This is a genomic window from Corallococcus sicarius (assembly GCF_003611735.1).
In the GTDB taxonomy this organism is placed as follows: Bacteria; Myxococcota; Myxococcia; order Myxococcales; family Myxococcaceae; genus Corallococcus; species Corallococcus sicarius.
In genome coordinates, this window is sequence record NZ_RAWG01000198.1 from 1 (window position 1) to 17,777 (window position 17,777).

The window sequence follows — 17,777 nt, forward strand, 5'->3', positions numbered from 1 at the left end:
CCGCCTCCTCCGGCCCCGCCTCCCCAGGCCCGGCGCGAAGCGCGCGCCCGCGGGGTGGCGGACCTGCTCGCCAGCGTTCGCACCCGCCAGCGCCGCCAGCTGTGGGCCCAGGGCGCCCTGCTCGGCACCGTCGCCGCGCTCGTGCTCCTCGTCGCCACGGGCCTCCTCGGCCGGGCGGCCCCAGGCCTCGCCCAGGCACTCCAGTGGCTCGCCGTGCCGGTGGGCGCGGCGGTGGCCTGCTTCTTCGGCATCGTGCTCGCCCGCCGCCAGGTGGGGGACGACCTGCGCACCGCCCGGCTCGTGGGCCAGCGCCGGCCGGAGCTGTCCCTGGACGTGCTCGCGGCGGTGGAGCTGTCGCACGAGCGCCGCGAGGACGCAGGCTGGTCCCCCCAGCTCGCGGACGCGTTCCTCCAGCAGATGGACGACCGCGCCCGCACGGTGGACCCGCGGCTCGTCGTGGACGGCCAGCCCCTGCGCCGCGTGGCGCTGGCGTGCGGCGGCGCGGTGCTGGCGCTCGCCCTGCTGATGTTCTTCGCGGGCGGGCAGTGGGCGGCGGGCTGGAAGCACCTGCGTGAGCAGGCCGCGCGCCCGGAGACGGCCGCGCAGGCGGAGCCCATCACCGGCGACATTGAGCTGACGTACCGCTACCCCGCGTACACGGGGCTCGCGCCGCGCACCGTGCCGGGCACCAACGGCGAGGTGAGCGCGCCGTCCGGCACCGAGGTCGTGCTGAAGACGCGCTCGGACCGCCCCATCGAGCGCGCGGAGCTCGTCGTCAACGACCAGGTGCTGCCGCTCACCGTGACGGGCGGACGCGACCTGGCCGGCAGCTTCATCGCGAAGCAGGGCGGCCACTACCACTTCGTCTTCTACGGCTCGCGCTCGAAGGCGCTCGTGGTGGGCCCGGACATCCCGCTCACCGTGGAGGCGGACAAGGCGCCCCAGGTGACGCTGCTCACGCCGTCCTCCGAGATTGAAGTCGACCCCGCCCAGACGGTGACGCTCAAGTTCGAGGCCACCGACGACTATGGCCTGTCCGGCCTGTCGCTGGTGTTCCGCACGCCCGGCGCGAAGCAGGAGACGCGCGTGAACCTGCCGCGCGAGGACAGCCGCCGCAGCCGGGGCACGTACACCTGGGACCTGGGCCCGCTCAAGCCCGCCCCCGGCGACCGCATCACCTACTACGTGGAGGCGAAGGACAACGACGCGGTGGAGGGCCCGAAGAAGGGCGTCAGCCGCACGCAGACCCTGCGCGTGTACAGCGCCGCCGAACACCGCCGCGCCGCCCTGGAGAAGGCCGAGGCCCTGTGGGGCCGGCTCGTGGACCACCTGGCGGAGCGGCTGGAGGGCCCCGACCGCGCGAAGCAGAAGGACGCGCAGGCGGTGGAGGCCGCGCGGACCGTGGACACCAGCGGCCAGCAGCTCTCCGACGACTTCCGCGAGCAGGGCCAGGAGCTGTCGCGGGAGAAGGACGTGCCCAAGGAGATCGTCTCCGCGCTCCTGAACATCGGCGGCGAACTCAAGCGCAGCGTGAGCACCACCTCCGACTTCCGCCGCCTCTACCTGCGCACCCAGCGCGCGCGCGGCGAGGACTGGGGCACCGGCACCCGGCTCACCGCCGTGGTGGACGACGAGATTGAAGGCCTGGAGCGCGACATCCTCTACCTGGAGTCGCTCCTGGACCGGCAGAAGCTGGAGGCGCTGCAGGAGCTGACGAAGCAGCTCGCCAACGACCGCCGCGACCTGTCGCGCCTCATCGAACAGTACAAGGCCAACCCGGACGAGTCCGCGCGCGAGCAGGTGATGCAGCAGATCCAACAGCTCAAGGCGCGCATCCAGGAGCTGATGCAGCGCATGGCGGAGCTGCGCAAGGGCATCCGCGACGAGCACCTCAACGCGGAGGCGCTGTCGGAGATGATGCAGCAGGAGGACATGCAGGGCGCCATGGATGAGGTGGAGCGCCTGATGCAGGAGGGCAAGGCGGACGAGGCCCTGGCGAAGCTCCAGGAGCTGGGCATGCAGATGGACGAGATGCTCGAGTCCATGGACAAGTCCCAGGAGGACTTCGGCGCCGAGCAGTACCCGGAGCTGGCGGAGAAGTTCGGCAAGTTCATGGACGACCTGAAGGGCACCATGGACGAACAGCAGAAGGTCGCCGAGCAGACGCGCGCCCTGCGCGACCAGGCCCGCAACCAGAACCGCGACCGGCTCAAGGAGAAGGGCCAGGCCCTCAAGGACGAGCTTCAGCGCAAGGTGAAGCAGGTGCAGGAGAACTACCAGAAGCTGGATCCGGCCCGGCTCAACAGCCGCGCGGCCCGCCCCCTGGAAGAGGCCCAGTCCGAGCTGCGCAACGTGGAGGAGGCGCTCAAGGTGGACGACTTCGACCTCGCCGCCGAGTCCGCCGCTCGCGCCGAGGACGCGGCCCGCCAGCTGTCCAGCATGGGCGAGCAGCAGCGCCAGCTGGATGAGATGTTCGGCAACCCGCCCGAAGTGCGCCAGCAGTCCGCGCAGCTCGCGGAGCGGCTCAAGAAGGACGCGCGCGACGTGTCCGACGTGAGCCAGCAGCTCCAGTCCCTCTTCCCGCCGCCGGGCTCGCAGCTGTCCCAGGCCGAGAAGCAGCAGCTCCAGCAGCTGGGCCAGCGCCAGCAGCAGCTGGAGCAGCGCGCGCAGGGCCTGCGTCAGCAGATGGAGGACATGGAGCAGACGGCGCCGCTGTTCGGCGAGGAGGCCGGCCAGCAGATGGATGAGATTGGCCAGCGCATGGGTGAGGCGTCGCAGCGCATGCAGGGCAAGGACCCGGGCCGCGGCTACGGCGAACAGCAGGCGGCCATGGAAGGCCTCAAGCAGTTCCAGCAGCAGATGCAGCAGAGCCAGCAGGGCCGCAAGCAGGGCCGCGGCCTGCCCATGCCCATGGGCTCCGGCCGCCGCCAGGAGGGCAACGGCCGCAACCCGCAGGACAAGGTGGAGCTGCCGGACGAAGACGCCTTCCAGGCACCGCGCGAGTTCCGCAAGGACCTGCTCGACGCGATGAAGCAGGGCGCGCCGGAGAAGTACCGCGAGCAGGTGAAGCGCTACTACGAGGAGCTGGTGAAGTGAGCCACCGCACGCACACCCTGGGCGCCCTCTGCGCCCTCCTCTCCCTCGTCCTCATCGTCCCCGCCGCTTACGCGCAGCCGACCGACCCCTCCCTCAAGGAGGACGTGAAGACGCGGCTGGGCCGGGTGGAGCAGTCGCTGGATGACTGGGACGTGGTCAGCGCCCGGCGCGAGCTGGCCGAGGTGGAGAAGCGCGTCCCGTCCGAGCTGGAGCCCCTGAAGTACTTCCAGGGCCGCGTGGCCTTCGAAGAGGGCCAGTACGACGACGCGGTGACGCTGCTCGAGGGCGCGAACATCGAGGACAAGCCGGGCAGCTACCTGCGGCTGGCCAAGGACACGCGCACCATCACCAAGGACCACCAGCGCGCGGAGAGCGAACACTTCATCTTCTTCTTCCCCAAGGGCAAGGAGGAGGTGCTGGTCCCCTACGCGCTGGAGACGCTGGAGGCCATCCACCGCGCGCTCAAGGAAGACCTGGGCTGGACCCCGCCGGGCAAGGTGCGCGTGGAGGTGGTGAACAACGCGCGTGAATTGTCCAAGGTGAGCACGCTCACGGAGAAGCAGATCCGCACCACGGGCACCATCGCCATCTGCAAGTTCAACAAGCTGATGGTGACGAGCCCCAAGGCCGTGGCGCAGGGCTACGACTGGCAGGACACGCTGGCGCACGAGTACGTGCACCTGGTGGTCAGCCAGATGAGCCACAACACCGTGCCCATCTGGCTGCATGAAGGCATCGCCAAGTTCATGGAGTCGCGCTGGCGCGGCAAGGGCGGCCTCGCGATGACGCCCTCCACGCAGGCCCTGCTGGGCAAGCGCGTGAAGGAGGACAAGCTCATCCCCTTCGAGAAGATGCACCCCTCCATCGCCATGCTGCCCACGGCGGAGGACGCGGCCACCGCGTTCGCGGAGGTGTTCTACGCCATCGACTACATCCACGGCACCAAGGGCACGCAGGGGCTGCGCACGGTGCTCCAGGTGCTGAAGGCGGGGCAGACGGACAAGAAGGCGGTGGAGGCGGCGACGGGCATGCCCTTCCCCCTCTTCGAGAAGACGTGGCTGTCGTACGTGAAGAAGCAGCCCTTCCCCCAGGAGCTGGTGCCGCGCGACGACCGCGTGGTGCTCATGGAGGACGCCAAGGGCGCGCAGAAGGACACGGAGAAGAAGGGGCGGGAGATCTCCTTCGGCGACTTCGCGGAGGTCACCGAGGTCCCCGCGCGCAAGTTCGCGCACCTGGGGGAGCTGTTGCGCGAGCGCAACCGGGTGAAGGCCGCCGCGGAGGAGTACGCGCGGGCGCACAAGCTGGTGGGCGACAAGTACGAGTCGGTGTCCAACAAGTTCGCGCTCGCGCTCCTGGAGCTGCGCCGGCTGGACGAGGCGGAGTCCGTGCTGCGCGGCTCGCTGCGCATGCACCCGGGCTCGCCCTCCACCAACGTCCACCTGGGCCGCATCCTGCTGTTCCGCAAGGACTACCCGAAGGCGAAGACGGCCTACCTGGAGGCGCTGGCCTCCGACCCGTTCGACCCGGAGATCCACCTGGCCCTCACCCGCATCCACGGGGCGCTGGGTGAGACGGCGCTCGCCACGCGCACGCGGGGGGCCGCCGCCAGCCTCACCGGCCTCAAGCCCGAGGACGTGGACCGCGCCGCCCAGGCCTTCCTGCGCGCGGAAGGCGAGCTGTCGGAGACGAACGTCCCCCCCAGCTCTCCGGATGCGCCGAAGCCGGCACCGAAGCCTGAATCAAAGCCGGCCCCGAAGCCCGCGAAGTAGCCCCCTCAGCTGGCGACCCGCCTGAAGCAAGGCGCGGGCTCCCGCGTGTCGAGTGCGTTCCGTGCGGCACTGAACGCCTCCACCCGGGCCCAGGGTCAGTGGCGCTGTCCACTGCCGCACCCGTCCTCCGACACAACGTGAATTGGCGCACGTCCGCCTTCCGACCCGCTGGGTTCCGCGTCGCGCCCTGCTCCAACTTGCGCCGCGCGGACCCGGTCCTCCGGGTTCCACGGCTTTGTCCCGCCTCACTCCCGAGGCCTTGAAAAGGAGCAGCACCATGAAGCGCACCCTGCACGGAGTCACCCTCGCCGCGGCCCTCTTCGCGGGTGGTGTCTCACTGGCCCAGAGCGCCACGTCCCCCACCCCCCCGCCTCCCGGAGCCTCGGGCTCGACGAAGCCCGCCGCCATGAAGGGCATGGCCGAGTTCAAGGGCTTCATGGTCCCCACGGACGAGAAGGCCTTCCTGGAGCGCCTCCACCACATCAACCAGACGGAGATCCTCCAGGCGCAGCTGGCCCAGAAGAACTCGCAGAACCCGGACGTGAAGAGCTACGCGGAGAGCATGATCAAGATGCACACGGACGCCGACCAGAAGGTCATGACCTATGCCACGACCAAGAAGCTGAAGCTGGCGGAGCCGAAGCCCGTGGACGAGATGGAGCGCAAGGCGATGGCGGCGACCAAGGCCGAAATCGCGAAGCTCGAAGTTCTCAAGGGCTCGCCGTTCGACTCCAGTTACATGGCCGGCCAGGTGGCCGCGCACGACATGGCCATCGGCAAGGTGATGGCCGCCCAGCACGGCATGAACGCCACGGGCGAGATGGCCACCATGATCACCACGCTCACCCAGGAGCTGCCCAAGCACCGCGACATGGCCTACCAGACGCTCGGCAAGGTGGATGACGCCATGGGCGTGGGCGGCTCCGGCGCTGGCATGCAGGGCGGCTCCATGGACCACGGCTCCATGAAGCACGGCCCCCCCCCGAGCGGCACCACGGGCAGCGGCAGCATGGGCGGCGCCACCGGCACCACCGGCGGTTCAACCAAGACGAAGTAATCCGCTGCGCCACCTCATGCGGAGCAGTGAAGCGAGGCGCCTCCCGAAGGGCATTCCGGGAGGCGCCGCTTTTATGCATAGTGCCGGGCCATGTCCCGACTGATTGCCCTGACGTCCTGCCTCGCCGTCCTGCTCGTCGGCTGCTCCAACAGCGCCGACGCCATTTGTGACCGCCGCCAGGAGTGCTTCGACTCCGACCTGGACACCGGCAAGTGCGCCGACAAGATCAACGCCTGGGAGGAGGAGAAGGAGAGCGAGCAGGACAACCGGCGCGCGCGCACGGTGGAATGCTCGGAGTGCATCGTCGACCGCACCTGCGCGGAAGTCCTCTCCTTCTGCATCGACGACTGCTTCGGCATTCCCTAGGCGCCGCGCGCTACTTGCGCGTCCAGCGGTCCAGCCAGCCCAGGACCTCGTCGTGCCACTGGAGGCTGTTCTGGGGCTTGAGCACCCAGTGGTTCTCGTCCGGGAAGTAGAGGAAGCGTGACGGGATGCCGCGGCGCTGGAGCGCGGTGAAGGTGGCCATGCCCTGCGTCTCCACCACGCGGTAGTCCTTGCCGCCGTGGACGACGAGCATGGGCGTCTTCCACTTCGCCACGTGGTCCACCGGGTTTTGCTTCGCGTAGGACTGCGGGTTCTGCCACGGCGTGCCTTCGTGGTCCCACTCGGGGAACCAGACCTCCTCGGTGTCGAAGTAGGCCATGCGCTCGTCCAGGATGCCGTCGTGGTTCACGAGGCACTGGAAGCCGTCCGGCCAGTTGCCGGCGATCCAGTTGATCATGTACCCGCCGTAGCTGCCGCCCAGCGCGCACCGCTTCTGCTTGTGGATGAAGGGGTAGCGCTGGAGCGAGGCCTCCAGGCCCTTCTGCAGGTCCACCAGCGGCTTGCCGCCCCAGTCCCCGCGGATGGAGTCGGTGAAGGCCTGGCCGTAGCCGGTGGAGCCGTGGAAGTCGACCATCACGGACACGTAGCCGCGGCCCGCGTACACCTGCGGGTTCCATCGGTAGTGGAAGTGGTTGCCGAAGCTGCCCTGCGGCCCGCCGTGGATGAGGAAGGCGAGCGGGTACTGGCGCTTGGGGTCGAAGTCCACCGGCTTCACGACGAAGGCGCGCACGGTCTCGTTGTTCCAGCCCTTGAAGTCGAACTGTTCGAAGGCGCCGAACTTGAGGCCCGCGAGCGCCTCCTTGTTCATCTGCGTGAGCTGGCGCGCGCCGGTGCCGTCCGCCTTCGCGGCCCAGAGGTCCGCGGGCGAGTCCAGGTCATCCATCGCATACACAATCTGCCCGTCCGCCGCGGGCTGCGCGCCCTCCATGTTGCCGGCCTGCGTGAGGCGGCGCGCCTTGCCGGACGCCACGTCCAGCGCGAACACGGGGTTCTGGCCCACGGCCCCGGCGGTGGTGAAGAGGGTGGCGCTGTCCGGGCTCCACGCGAGCGAGCCGGCGGAGTGGTCCCAGTCCTCGGCGAGCACGCGCTCCTGGCCGCCCGGCCATGCGCGGAGGATGACGCGGAAGCGGTCCGCCTCGTAGCCGGGACGCGACATGGCCACGTACGCGAGCGTCTTGCCGTCCGGGCTGAACACGGGGCTCGTGTCGGTGGCGCGGTTCTTCTCGGTGAGCTTGCGCGGCTTCGTCTTGCCGTCGATGGGCGACACGAAGAGGTCCAGGTCGGTGGACCACGCCTCCTCGCGGCCCGCGTCGCGCGCGGCGAACACCAGGCTCTTGCCGTCCGGGGTGAAGGTGAACTCCTCCGCGCCGCCAAAGGGCTTGCTCGGCGCGTCCGCGTTCATGCCCTTCATCACGTCCACGGGCGTGCCGCCGGCCACGGGGACGACGAACAGGTGCGAGCGCGTGCCGTCCTTCCAGGTGTCCCAGTGGCGGACGAAGAGCTGATCATACGCGAGGCCGGTGTTCTTCTTCTTCTGCGCGGCCTCGTTGCGCTGGGTGTTGCAGGTGAGCGTGCCGCAGTCGGGGAACACGTCCATGGACACGGCGAGCTGCTGGCCGTCGCGGGACAGCGCGAAGCTGCCCACGTCGAGCGGCAGCTTCGTGACGGCCTGTGGCTCACCGCCGTCCACGGGCAGGCGCCACACCTGGGAGGAGCCGCCGCGCGAGGACAGGAAGAAGAGGCCCTTGCCGTCGGGGGCCCACACCGGCTCCGCGTCGTTGTCCGCGTGCGCGGTGAGCTGGCGCAGGTTCGTTCCGTCCAGGTTGACGAGCCACAGGTCGGTGCGACCGCGGTTCGCCTCCAGGTCGGTGGAGCGCAGGACGAAGGCGACCTGACGGCCGTCGGGTGACACGCGCGGGGCGTTGACCCGGCGCATCGTGACCAGGTCCTGCTGGTTGAACGGCCGGGGGGCGGGCGCGGGGCCAGCGCCGAGGGCCAGCGCCGCGAGAAGCGACAAGGACACGGTGGGTGCTCCTGGAGAAAGGGGAGCCGGACCGTGCCCGCACGAAAGGGCTCTGTCCACCGCTGGATTCCCGCCGCGGCGCCTGGGGTCGCCTGGGCTCGATGGGGTGGAAGGCCCTGACGCGCGGTGCTAGAGACAGGGGCATGAACGCACCCATCGTCGTCCACGTCTGGTCCGACTTCGTTTGACCCTGGTGTTACGTCGGCCTCGGTGAGGTCGAGAAGCTGAAGAAGGAATACGACGTCCAGGTGGAGTGGCACCCCTACTTCCTGCGCCCGGAGACGCCTCCGGAAGGGCTGCCGTTGCCCGACTACGTGCGCGAGGGGATGAAGAACCCCAACAACCCGCTCAAGCTCCGCGCCGCCGCGGCCGGGCTGACGATGGTGCAGCGGGACATCATCCCGTCCACGCGCCGGGCGCACGAGGCGGCGGAGTACGCGCGCGCCCAGGGCAGGCTGGAGCCCTTCCAGGCCGCCATCCTGCGGCGCTACTGGAGTGAAGGGCAGGACCTCTGGCAGTGGAGCACGCTGCGGGCCGCGGGCGAGGAGGCCGGGTTGGATCCGGACGCCCTCCAGCGCGCGGTGGAAGAGGGCCGCTACCGGCAGGTCGTGGAGGAGGCGGTGCGCGAGGCCCAGGAGATGGGCATCCGCGCGGTGCCCACGTTCGTCCTCGGAGAGAAGCTGGCCATCCAGGGCGCCCAGGAGTACCCGGCGTTCAAGCGGGCCATGGAGCAACTGGGCGCGAAGCCGAAGGGCCCGGGCTGACGAAGGGCTACAGCCCCTTCACGAGGATGAGCAGCCGCGCGAAGGTCTCCGGACCTTCGCCGGCCAGCCCTTGCGCGAACTCCAGGAACTGGGGCGCCTGTTCGACGTGCTTCGCGACGAGTTGGAAGCACTCCACGGCGGCGGCGTCCAGGGTCGCGACGGGCGTGCCGGGGCTGTCGAGCAGCGCCACCACCGCCGGGTGCCCGAGCAGCACCCAGCGCACCACGGAGGCGCGCAGCACGAGGAAGAACACCGCGCGCAGGAGGCTTGAGGCCTCGGTGAACGGGTGGCGCAGGACGTGGTTGAGCGCGTGGTGCAGGAAGTACTGCTGCACGCGCTCCCCGTGCAGGGACTCCAGGGCCGCGCGCCGGGTGACGTGCAGTCGCCACGCATCGTCCGGGGAGGTGTCCGCGCCACCGTAGGCCGCTCGCACGTCGCACATGAGCGAGAGGAAGCGAGGGCTTGTGACGTGGGCCTCGCGGGAGCGGAGCACGGCGGCGCAGATGCCGGCCCAGGGTCCTCCGGGCAGCTCCAGCGCTTCGAGCTGCCCGCGCAGGGCCTCCAGCGCGTCCGTTGCGTCGCACTGTCGCAGGATGCCTGTGAGCCGCTCCGTGGCCTGGGCCTCCTCCGCGAACGCCGTCGTCCCCGGGAAGTAGAAGTCGCCCAGGTCCAGCGCCATCCGGCCCAGGGCATACAGCCGCGTGGAGAACGGCACCTCGCGCCGCGCGAGCAACCGCAGCATCGCCTCGCGCACGGTGTCCGCATGGGCGGTCCACGCGTCGTCGCCAGAGGCCACCTGCCGCGCCAGTTGGGGACGCAGGGCCTGCGCTTCATCCACGGGCTCGAGCACCAGCGCGTCGTCCGCGAGCAGGCACAGGCGCGCCGTCTCCGGACACGCGAGCGACCCGGCCATCTCCACGCGCGCGCCCCAGCGCGTCAGCACGCGGGGGAAGACGGAGCAACCATCCGGCAGCACCGCTTCGCCGTGTTTCCGCTGGAGCGAGCACAGCTTCGCTTCATCCAGGAAGGCGCAGTGTCCATCCGCGCGCTTGCCCAGGATGCCCGCCTGCGAGCCCGTGGTGTCGTCCGGGTTCGGGGTGATGAGGGCTGCGACGCGCGCCTCGTCCGGACCGCCCGCAACCCGCTGGCGCAGCAGGCTCCAGCGTGACTCGCTGATGGGCACCGTGAGCCCCGCGCAGCAGGTGTCCTCGCACGCCTCCGCGATGCACCGGAAGCGCGCCATGTAGCGGGGGGCGGAGGCGGTCATGGGCGGGGAGCCTACTTCGCCCGGCCCAGGGCCTTCTTCACGAACCCCCAGAAGCGGCCCGCGCGGTCCTTGAGGTCGGCGCCCCGGCGCTCCTCGGCGGCGCTCACGGCCTCCTTGCTCACATGGAGCTGCTTCTGGAGCTCCTCGGGCGAGTAGCGCGTGGCGAGCGTGGCCTTCACCTCCTTGCGCGTCGAGTACTCGCGCGCCTCCACGTGCAGCACGCATTCCGAGTCGAGCTTGAGGGTGACGGCCACGCGCACGGAGCCCTTGGGCCCCTTGGGCAGGCCTTCCACGCGCACGGTGCCCAGGTACTCGTTGGCGGAGATGTGGTTGTCCTCGCCCTGGAAGATGGACAGCTCCATCCGCTCTTCGTTGTCCTGCGACGTGCTGATGGCGAAGGAGCGCTGCGCGGGCAGCGGGCTGTTGCGCTCGATGACGCGCTTGAAGCCGCCGCCGGGCATGGCCACGCCGATGGTCATGGGCAGCACGTCGATGAGCACCACGCTGCTCACCTTGTCCACCGAGCCCGAGTACAGCGCCGCGCCCAGCGCCACCGCCTCGTCCGCGTTGACGCTCGCCTGCGCGTTCTTGCCGAACAGGCCCTTGAGCTTGTCGCGCACCAGCGGCATGCGGCTCATGCCACCCACGAGGATGATGTCGTCCACGTCCGCGGCGCGCAGCTTGGAGTCCAGGAGCACGTCACGCACCACGTCGATGGTGCGGTTGAGCAGCGGGTCGCAGATCTTCTCCAGGTCCTGGCGCGACATCATCACGCGCAAGTCCCGGGGACGGCCCCCGTCGTCCATCATCAACATGGGGATGTGGACCTCGAAGGTGCTGCGCTCGGAGAGCGCCATCTTCGCGCGCTCCGCGGCGTCGCCCACGCGGGAGAGGGCGATGCCGTCTCCGCTGAACGCGATGCCTTCCTTCTCCTGGAAGCGCTCCAGGAGGAAGTCGACGATGAGGTTGTCGAAGTCGATGCCGCCCAGGAAGATGTCGCCGCCGGTGCCGAGCACCTCGAAGACGTTCTTCTCGATGCGCAGGATGGTCGCGTCGAAGGTGCCGCCGCCCAGGTCGTAGACGAGGACCTTCTTGTTGAGTTCGCGGTTGAGGCCGTACGCGAGCGCGGCGGAGGTGGGCTCGTTGAGGATGCGCTCCACCTTGAGGCCGGCCATGGTGCCCGCCTTGCGGACGGCTTCACGCTGGGGTTCGGAGTAGTAGGCCGGCACCGTCACCACGGCGCGCTCCACCTTCTGGTTGAGGTGGGTTTCGGCCATCTCCTTGCACTCGCGCAGGATGATGCCCTGCACCTCTTCCAGCGACAGCACGTCATTGCCCAGGCGCACCGCGGCGCGGCCGGCGGCGTCGGGGGTGATCTCGTAGTGGAAGCGCTCGCGCACCTGCTTCACCACGGCGCTGTCGTAGGGACGGCCCACCAGACGCTTGGCGCCGTAGATGGTGTGCGTGGGGCGCAGGACGAGCTGGTTCTTCGCGCGGTGGCTGACGAGCAGCTTGTTCTGCGCGTTCAGCGAGATGACGGAGGGGATGGTGTTGTAGCCCTCGCGCGAGCGCAGCACGATGGGCCGGCCGTTGGACAGCAGCGCCACGCAGGAGTTGGTGGTGCCCAGGTCGATGCCGATGACGGGCCCCGTACCGGAGAGCGTCTGCGGCGGCGTGAGGTAGATGGGGCGCACCTGGCCGTTGGCGTCCAGCGCGGGAGGCGCGGCGGGGGCCTGCGGCACGGCGGCGGGCGCCAGCATCGCGGGGGCGCTCGGAGCGACGGGGACCGCCGGAGCCTGACGCACCGACGGCGGAAGGACCTGGCTCGGCGGAGGGGGCGGCGGCGGCGCGGCGGGCCGTGCGGGGGAACGTCCTGGTGAGGACGTGGGCTCGCGCATCAACTCCAGCGGCCCTTCATCCATGGACAGGTCGAAGTCGAACTCAGCAGAGCCGCCGGAGGGCCGAGGCGCCGGCGGCGGAGACATGGGCTGCACGGGCGGCGCGATGGAGCGGCCCGTCGTGGACACGGGCTCACGCGACAGGCCCGGTGCTCCGGGACGACCGGCCGCGGATCCGGGCTCTTGCGACAAGCCGGGCGCGCCGGGACGACCGACGGACGACGCAGGCTCGCGCGACAGGCCGGGTGCGCCAGGGCGACCGACGGATGATGCAGGCTCGCGCGACAGACCCGGGGCACCAGCGCGACCGGCTGCGGATCCGGGCTCTTGCGACAGCCCTGGCGCTCCGGGACGACCGACGGACGACGTAGGCTCGCGCGACAGGCCGGGCGCGCCGGGACGGCCGACGGATGACACCGGCTCATTCGACAACCCCGGCGCTCCGGGACGACCGGCTGCCGACCCGGGCTCCCGAGACAGACCCGGCGCTCCAGGACGACCGGCTGCAGACCCGGGCTCCCGAGACAGACCCGGCGCTCCAGGACGGCCAGCGGCCGACCCGGGCTCTTGCGACAACCCAGGCACTCCGGGACGACCGACGGACGACGCAGGCTCACGCGACAGCCCCGGTGCTCCAGGACGGCCCACGGACGACACCGGCTCATTCGACAGCCCGGGGGCTCCGGCACGTCCCGCCGCGGAACCGGGCTCGCGCGACAGGCCCGGCGCGGCACGGCCGGTCGATGACGTGGGCTCACGCGACAGTCCGGGTGCTCCGGCACGACCGGTCGATGACGTGGGCTCACGCGACAATCCCGGCGCTCCGGGGCGGCCCACGGACGACGTGGGCTCACGCGACAGTGGCAGGGGCCGGTGACGTCCCGGCGAGGACGCAGGCTCGCGCGCCAGTTCCAGCGGGCCGTCGTCCATGGACAGGTCGAAGTCGAACTCGGTGCTGCCACCAGAGCTCTGCATCGGAGGCGGAGGCGGCGGTGCGGTGTACTGCGCGGGAGCTGCCGATGCGACGCGCGGCGGCGGCGGCGCGGGCTCGAAGGCATCGGACATGTCCAGTTCGAACCCGCCGGCGTCACCGGAGGCCGAAGCGGGTTCGTCCTCCACCGTGAACCCCACCTCGATGGGCGCTTCATCGAGCACCTCACCCATCGCGATGGGCGCATCCGAAAGGGGCGTCTCGAACTCGAAGTCGAGCCCGGGCAGGGGCTCGTCACCGTCCTCCAGCACGCCCGGCACCGTGGGCGGCGGCGTGCCCGCGATGAGCTCGTCCAGCGGGATGTCCACGTCGTCGTCGGAGGAGTCCGCCAGTGACAGGCCGATGTCCTCCTCCGGAGGCGCCAACGAGAGCGGCTCATCTGGAGTCCCGAACGAGAACGGTTCGTCCGCCGCGGGCGCTTGGCTCGCGGGCGCATCCAGGTCATCGAAGAGCGAATCGAGCGCGACCCCACCGGAGGCCTGCACCGGGGCACGCGGCGGCGCGGCGGGAGGCGAGACAGGGCGCGGCGGCGCGACAGGACGCGGCGGCGCGGCCGCGGCCACGGGCGCGACCACCGGGGCAATGGACGGCAGCGCCGACACCGGAGCCACGGGAGCCACCGCGGCCGGCTTGCGCTGGAGCATCAGCTCCACGAGCGCGCGGCTCGCCGTGTCCAGCTCCTGGAACTGCAACCCCATGCCCGGCGGACCGGCGGGGTCGTTCACCTCGCGCACCCAGCGCACCGTGGCGCTGCCCTGGAGCACGCGCACACCGTTGGCGATCTGCACCTCGAACCGCACGGGCGTGCCCACCGGCTGCGGCGTGCGCGAGCGGATGAACATGCCCCCCGGGCTGAGGTTGGTGGCGAACTCCTCCGTGAAGCTCCCGACGGACTCATGCTTGAGCTTCACCAACAGACCGACCGACTTGCGGTCCGTGGTACGCCGACCTTGATCCATGGGTCGGCACTGTCCCTGCCCAAGGCCTTTCCCTCAAGGGGCTTCTGGTCCCTTGTCCGGCCGTCCGGTATCCCTTCGGGACCCCAGGTGCGACTGCCACTTACCTGTATGTCCCGGCTATCCTGGGACTTCGATTCCTGAGCAAGGAAGTCCGGGCCTGCCGGACGGGAGTGCCCTGATGAACGCGGTTCCCCAGTTCGCTCCGGTTCCCCTGCATGCCCGGTGGCTGGTGGACCGACGGCACGACCTGCTCTCCACGGTGGGAGGACTGGGCGCGAGCCTGGCGCTGATGGCGCTGCACGTGCTGGGCGGCGTGAGCGGTCCGCCGCTGTGGTGGGCGTGGGTGCTGCTGTTGGACGGGCCGCACCTGTTCGCGACGGTGTCGCGCACGTACCTGGACTCCCGCGAGCGCAGGACGCGGGCCCGACTGCTGTGGGGCAGCCTGGGCTGGTTCGTCGCGGGGCCGGCGGTGTTCGGGGTGTCGGTGCTCGCGGGGCAGCGCTGGCCGTTCGGGGTGTTCGTGACGTTTGCGGCGCTCTGGGCGTACTGGCACGTGGTGCGGCAGCACTACGGCATCATGGTGCTCTACCAGCGCAAGGCCGGCGAGCGGGACGCCTGGGACCGGCGGCTGGACAGCCTGACGTTGTACGTGGGGCTGCTCGCGCCGTTCGTGGCGTTCGCGCTGACGCATCCGGGAGCGCGCCGCCGGTTGGGCCTGACGGGCGAGCCGGCATGGGAGGCAGCGGTGGCGAACGCGTGCTTCGCGCTGGTGCTCGCGGTGGTGGGGGTGCTCGCGGCGCGGCAGGTGTGGCGGTGGCGCACGGGGCGGGGCGTGAACGGGCCGAAGCTGTTGATGCTGGGCGCGGCGCTGGGGCTGACGTCGCTGGTGTTCTGGCCGTCGGTGTCACGGCGGATGGACTTCCTGATGTTCACCGTGGCGGTGACCGCGTTCCACAACGTGCAGTACCACGGCATCGTCTGGTTCTTTCACCGCAACCGCTACCACGCGGACGGAGTGGACCGCGCGGCGTTCGGCTGGGCGCCGAAGGTGAGCCAGCGGTTCATCATCTACGCGCTCTGCGGGCTCGCGTTCACGCTGACGTACCGCGCGTTCGGCTGCGGGATGGGCCTGCATCCAGGCTGCGGCGCGTTCGACACGAAGGTCGCGCTGGGCGGCGCGGGGCTCACGCTGCGCGACCTGATGGAAGGGTTCATCTGGGGCTTCGCGCTGCACCACTACTTCCTGGACCAGTACATCTGGCGCGTGCGCAAGGACGCGGGGCTGAACCAGGACCTCAAGCTGGGCCCGGCCACGGCCTGACACCCGGGCCGCATGGTGTGTCGGACCTGTCCATATTATCTGTACACCATGGCCAGCAAACACCGGAGGCGCACGCCGCCCCGCCCCGCGAGTGCACGACACGCCTCCACCCACAAGCGGGCCTCGCCGCTGGCCGTTCCCGTCGAGGAATCGGAGGCAACGCTGCCCATCCAGCGCATCCCGCTCAGCGAGGCGCGCAGTCAGCTCAGCGCGCTCGTACAGCGAGCCGCCTCCCAGCGGTCTCTGACTGCCATCACCGTGCACGATGAGTTGAAGGCCTACCTCATCGCGCCCGCGCGGCTGGAGGCCCTGCTGAAGGCGGAGCGCCAGTCGCGCCCCTCGCGGAAGCCGCGGCCGAAGCTGCGCGGCTCCCTGCGCATCATGGGTGACCTGGAGGGGCCGGGTGAAAGTCCCAGCGAACAACTCCAGCGCTCGACACTGGCCTCGGCGGAGGCGTTGGACCTTGAGTGAGGGCTACGTGCTCGACACGAACGCCCTGCTCTTCTACGCGGGAGACCAGCTCCAGAAGCTCGGACCGAAGGCGAAGCGCGCGTTCACGGCCTTCGAACAGGGGCGTGGCTACCTCGTGGTGCCCGCGCCCGTCGTCCTGGAGACGTGGCTGCTGGCACAGGGCGGCAGGCTGCGGTTCCCCACGACACTGGATGCATGGTGGGCGGACGTTGCCCGCCCGGAGCTGGTCCACGAACCCATGAGCGAAGCAGATGTCCGGGAGGCGGCCCGACTCGACTGGGAGCATCGGGACCCCTTCGACCGGCTCATCGTAGCGACGGCCCGCAGGCTCGGCCTGCCGCTGCTCACGCGCGACAGCGCCATCACTGAATGGGCCCGGGACACCGGAGGCATCGAGGTCGCGTGGTAGCGCGGCCCCGATGCCCGCCTCACATCACGGCGTCACGAGCCGCAGGAACGCATCCTGGTTCCAGGTGGCCCCCGCGCCGTCGCGCTGCCAGCCCGACACCACCAGCCCCTGGTCCGGCGTGGCCACCAGCGTCGTCGTCGCCAGCGAACACGTCCCGCTGGTGCACGCCCCGGGCGCCAGCGTCCGCGCACCCAGGAGCGCCCCGTCCGCCGCGTAGCGCGTCAGCGTGTTGCCGCACGCGACCGCCACCGGGCCCGAGGACTCCACCGCGGCCACCGTGCCCACCGACGTCGCACCGCACGTGGGCTGCTTCGCCCACTGCGCCTGCCCTGCCGCGCTCGCCGTGAGCACGAACGGGCCGCCTTCATCGAGGGTCGTCTCGCCCCACACCAGCAGGCCCACCGCTTCACCCGCGACCGCCACCGTGCCGTCCGCGCCCACCGACACCGAACCCACGCGGCCGTTCACGCCCGGCACCTCGCGGCCCCACGTCAGCGCGCCGTCCGCGTCGAACGCGAGCACCACGAAGCCGCCCGCCCCTTCCGCGTCGAACGTGCGCCCGTCCACCGTCACCGGGCCCACCAGCCGCCCCGCGACCACCGACGTGCCCGTGGCCGACAGCGCCACCGCCGCGAGCGACGTGCCCTCCGCCGCGCCCTCGAACGTCTGCGTCCAGCGCACCGCGCCATCCGCCGCGTAGCGCACCAGCTGCGGCGTGTGGGCCTCCGGCGTCCACTCCTCGCCCAGGGCCACCACGCCGCCGGCCGCGTCCGCCGCCACCACGTAGACCTTCTGCCCCACGCGGCGCTGCCACTCGGGCGCACCGGCCGCGGAGAACTTCACCAGGAAGCCGTCCTGCGCCTCGCCCAGCCCGAAGTCCGCCGGGTACAGGGGCGCGTTGCCGGACAGGAACACCGCGCCGTCCGTGCCCGTGGAGCCCGCCACGCGCAGGTCCGTCAGGCGGTTGCGCTCGAACTCCTTCGCCCACGCCCGCTTGCCGTCCGCCGCGTAGCGCGACAGCGTCAGCACGCGCCGCTCACCCTCCACCTGCTCCCGGTCCGTGTCCGAGCGAGGCGTGCCGGACGTCACCCACAGCACGTCGCCACCCCGCCCCACCGCCAGCCCGGAGCCCGTGTCGTCCTGCGGGCCGCCCAGCGCGTGCGACCAGGGGCTCACGGCCGGGGCCTTGTCGGGAGCCGGGGCTTCCGGCGCGGGAGTCTGCGTCGGCGCCTGGGTACCGGGCGAGGGAGCAGCCGCTTCGGGGGCCGGCGTCGGGACGGGGCCCTGGGCTTCCGCGCGGGCGTCCCCCTCTTCGACTTCCGAGGCCGAGGCACCACCGCAGGCCGTTGCACCCAGCCCCAGCAGCCC

The 17,777-nt window shown here is 70.9% G+C and carries 11 protein-coding genes and 1 pseudogene; 8 read left to right on the forward strand and 4 right to left on the reverse strand.

Features of this window, described 5'->3' with window-relative positions:
- The 4 genes from D7X12_RS26530 to D7X12_RS26545 form a co-directional block, all read left to right on the forward strand.
- A partial coding sequence (locus D7X12_RS26530) for a DUF4175 family protein (RefSeq protein ID WP_244224790.1) occupies positions 1–3,096 on the forward strand: 3,096 nt, incomplete at its 5' end.
- The gene (locus D7X12_RS26535) at positions 3,093–4,865 is read left to right on the forward strand and encodes a peptidase MA family metallohydrolase (RefSeq protein WP_120628073.1); all 1,773 of its coding nucleotides are present in this window, start codon (positions 3,093–3,095) and stop codon (positions 4,863–4,865) included. The genes D7X12_RS26530 and D7X12_RS26535, both read left to right, overlap by 4 nt.
- A 277-nt stretch (positions 4,866–5,142) precedes the next feature.
- Entirely contained in the window at positions 5,143–5,922 is a 780-nt protein-coding gene (locus D7X12_RS26540; RefSeq protein WP_120628074.1) for a DUF4142 domain-containing protein, read from the forward strand.
- A 90-nt stretch (positions 5,923–6,012) separates the two neighbouring features.
- Positions 6,013–6,288, forward strand: coding sequence for a hypothetical protein (locus D7X12_RS26545; protein WP_120628075.1), 276 nt, complete (start codon positions 6,013–6,015; stop codon positions 6,286–6,288).
- Positions 6,289–6,298: 10 nt separating this feature from the next.
- Here the strand turns inward: D7X12_RS26545 and D7X12_RS26550 are convergent, their stop codons facing one another.
- Complete coding sequence (locus D7X12_RS26550) at positions 6,299–8,329, reverse strand: S9 family peptidase (protein ID WP_120628076.1); 2,031 nt, start codon at positions 8,327–8,329, stop codon at positions 6,299–6,301.
- 200 nt (positions 8,330–8,529) lie between these two features.
- Here D7X12_RS26550 and D7X12_RS26555 point away from each other — a divergent pair.
- Positions 8,530–9,093: pseudogene (locus D7X12_RS26555) on the forward strand (DsbA family oxidoreductase); the annotation flags it as partial.
- Positions 9,094–9,100: 7 nt separating this feature from the next.
- On the opposite strand, the gene fliB reads toward D7X12_RS26555, so the two are convergent.
- Positions 9,101–10,360, reverse strand: coding sequence for a flagellin lysine-N-methylase (fliB, locus tag D7X12_RS26560; protein ID WP_120628078.1), 1,260 nt, complete (start codon positions 10,358–10,360; stop codon positions 9,101–9,103).
- Positions 10,361–10,371: 11 nt separating this feature from the next.
- The gene (locus tag D7X12_RS26565; protein ID WP_120628079.1) at positions 10,372–14,208 is read right to left on the reverse strand and encodes a TIGR02266 family protein; all 3,837 of its coding nucleotides are present in this window, start codon (positions 14,206–14,208) and stop codon (positions 10,372–10,374) included.
- 178 nt (positions 14,209–14,386) lie between these two features.
- On the opposite strand from D7X12_RS26565, the gene D7X12_RS26570 reads away from it, so the two are divergent.
- From D7X12_RS26570 to D7X12_RS26580, 3 genes are read left to right on the forward strand one after another with little or no spacing between them, the layout of a single operon-like run.
- Positions 14,387–15,529 (forward strand): hypothetical protein, encoded by a 1,143-nt coding sequence (locus tag D7X12_RS26570; RefSeq protein ID WP_120628080.1) that lies wholly within the window; start codon positions 14,387–14,389, stop codon positions 15,527–15,529.
- Between the two features lie 48 nt (positions 15,530–15,577).
- A complete protein-coding gene (locus tag D7X12_RS26575; protein ID WP_158620125.1) occupies positions 15,578–16,000 on the forward strand; it encodes a type II toxin-antitoxin system Phd/YefM family antitoxin in 423 nt (140 codons plus the stop codon).
- Positions 15,993–16,409: a type II toxin-antitoxin system VapC family toxin gene (locus D7X12_RS26580; RefSeq protein WP_158620126.1), complete on the forward strand. Its 417-nt coding sequence runs from the start codon at positions 15,993–15,995 to the stop codon at positions 16,407–16,409. Before D7X12_RS26575 ends, D7X12_RS26580 begins: the two co-directional genes overlap by 8 nt.
- A 24-nt stretch (positions 16,410–16,433) precedes the next feature.
- Here D7X12_RS26580 and D7X12_RS26585 read toward each other — a convergent pair.
- On the reverse strand, positions 16,434–17,777 hold a 1,344-nt coding region (locus tag D7X12_RS26585), incomplete at its 5' end, for a hypothetical protein (protein WP_341868243.1).

Coding starts and splice junctions, on each gene's coding strand:
- D7X12_RS26540 (WP_120628074.1), top strand. CDS start 5,143: ATGAAGCGCACCCTGCACGGAGTCACCCTCGCCGCGGCCCTCTTCGCG.
- D7X12_RS26545 (WP_120628075.1), top strand. CDS start 6,013: ATGTCCCGACTGATTGCCCTGACGTCCTGCCTCGCCGTCCTGCTCGTC.
- fliB (WP_120628078.1), bottom strand. CDS start 10,360: ATGACCGCCTCCGCCCCCCGCTACATGGCGCGCTTCCGGTGCATCGCG.
- D7X12_RS26565 (WP_120628079.1), bottom strand. CDS start 14,208: ATGGATCAAGGTCGGCGTACCACGGACCGCAAGTCGGTCGGTCTGTTG.
- D7X12_RS26570 (WP_120628080.1), top strand. CDS start 14,387: ATGAACGCGGTTCCCCAGTTCGCTCCGGTTCCCCTGCATGCCCGGTGG.
- D7X12_RS26575 (WP_158620125.1), top strand. CDS start 15,578: ATGGCCAGCAAACACCGGAGGCGCACGCCGCCCCGCCCCGCGAGTGCA.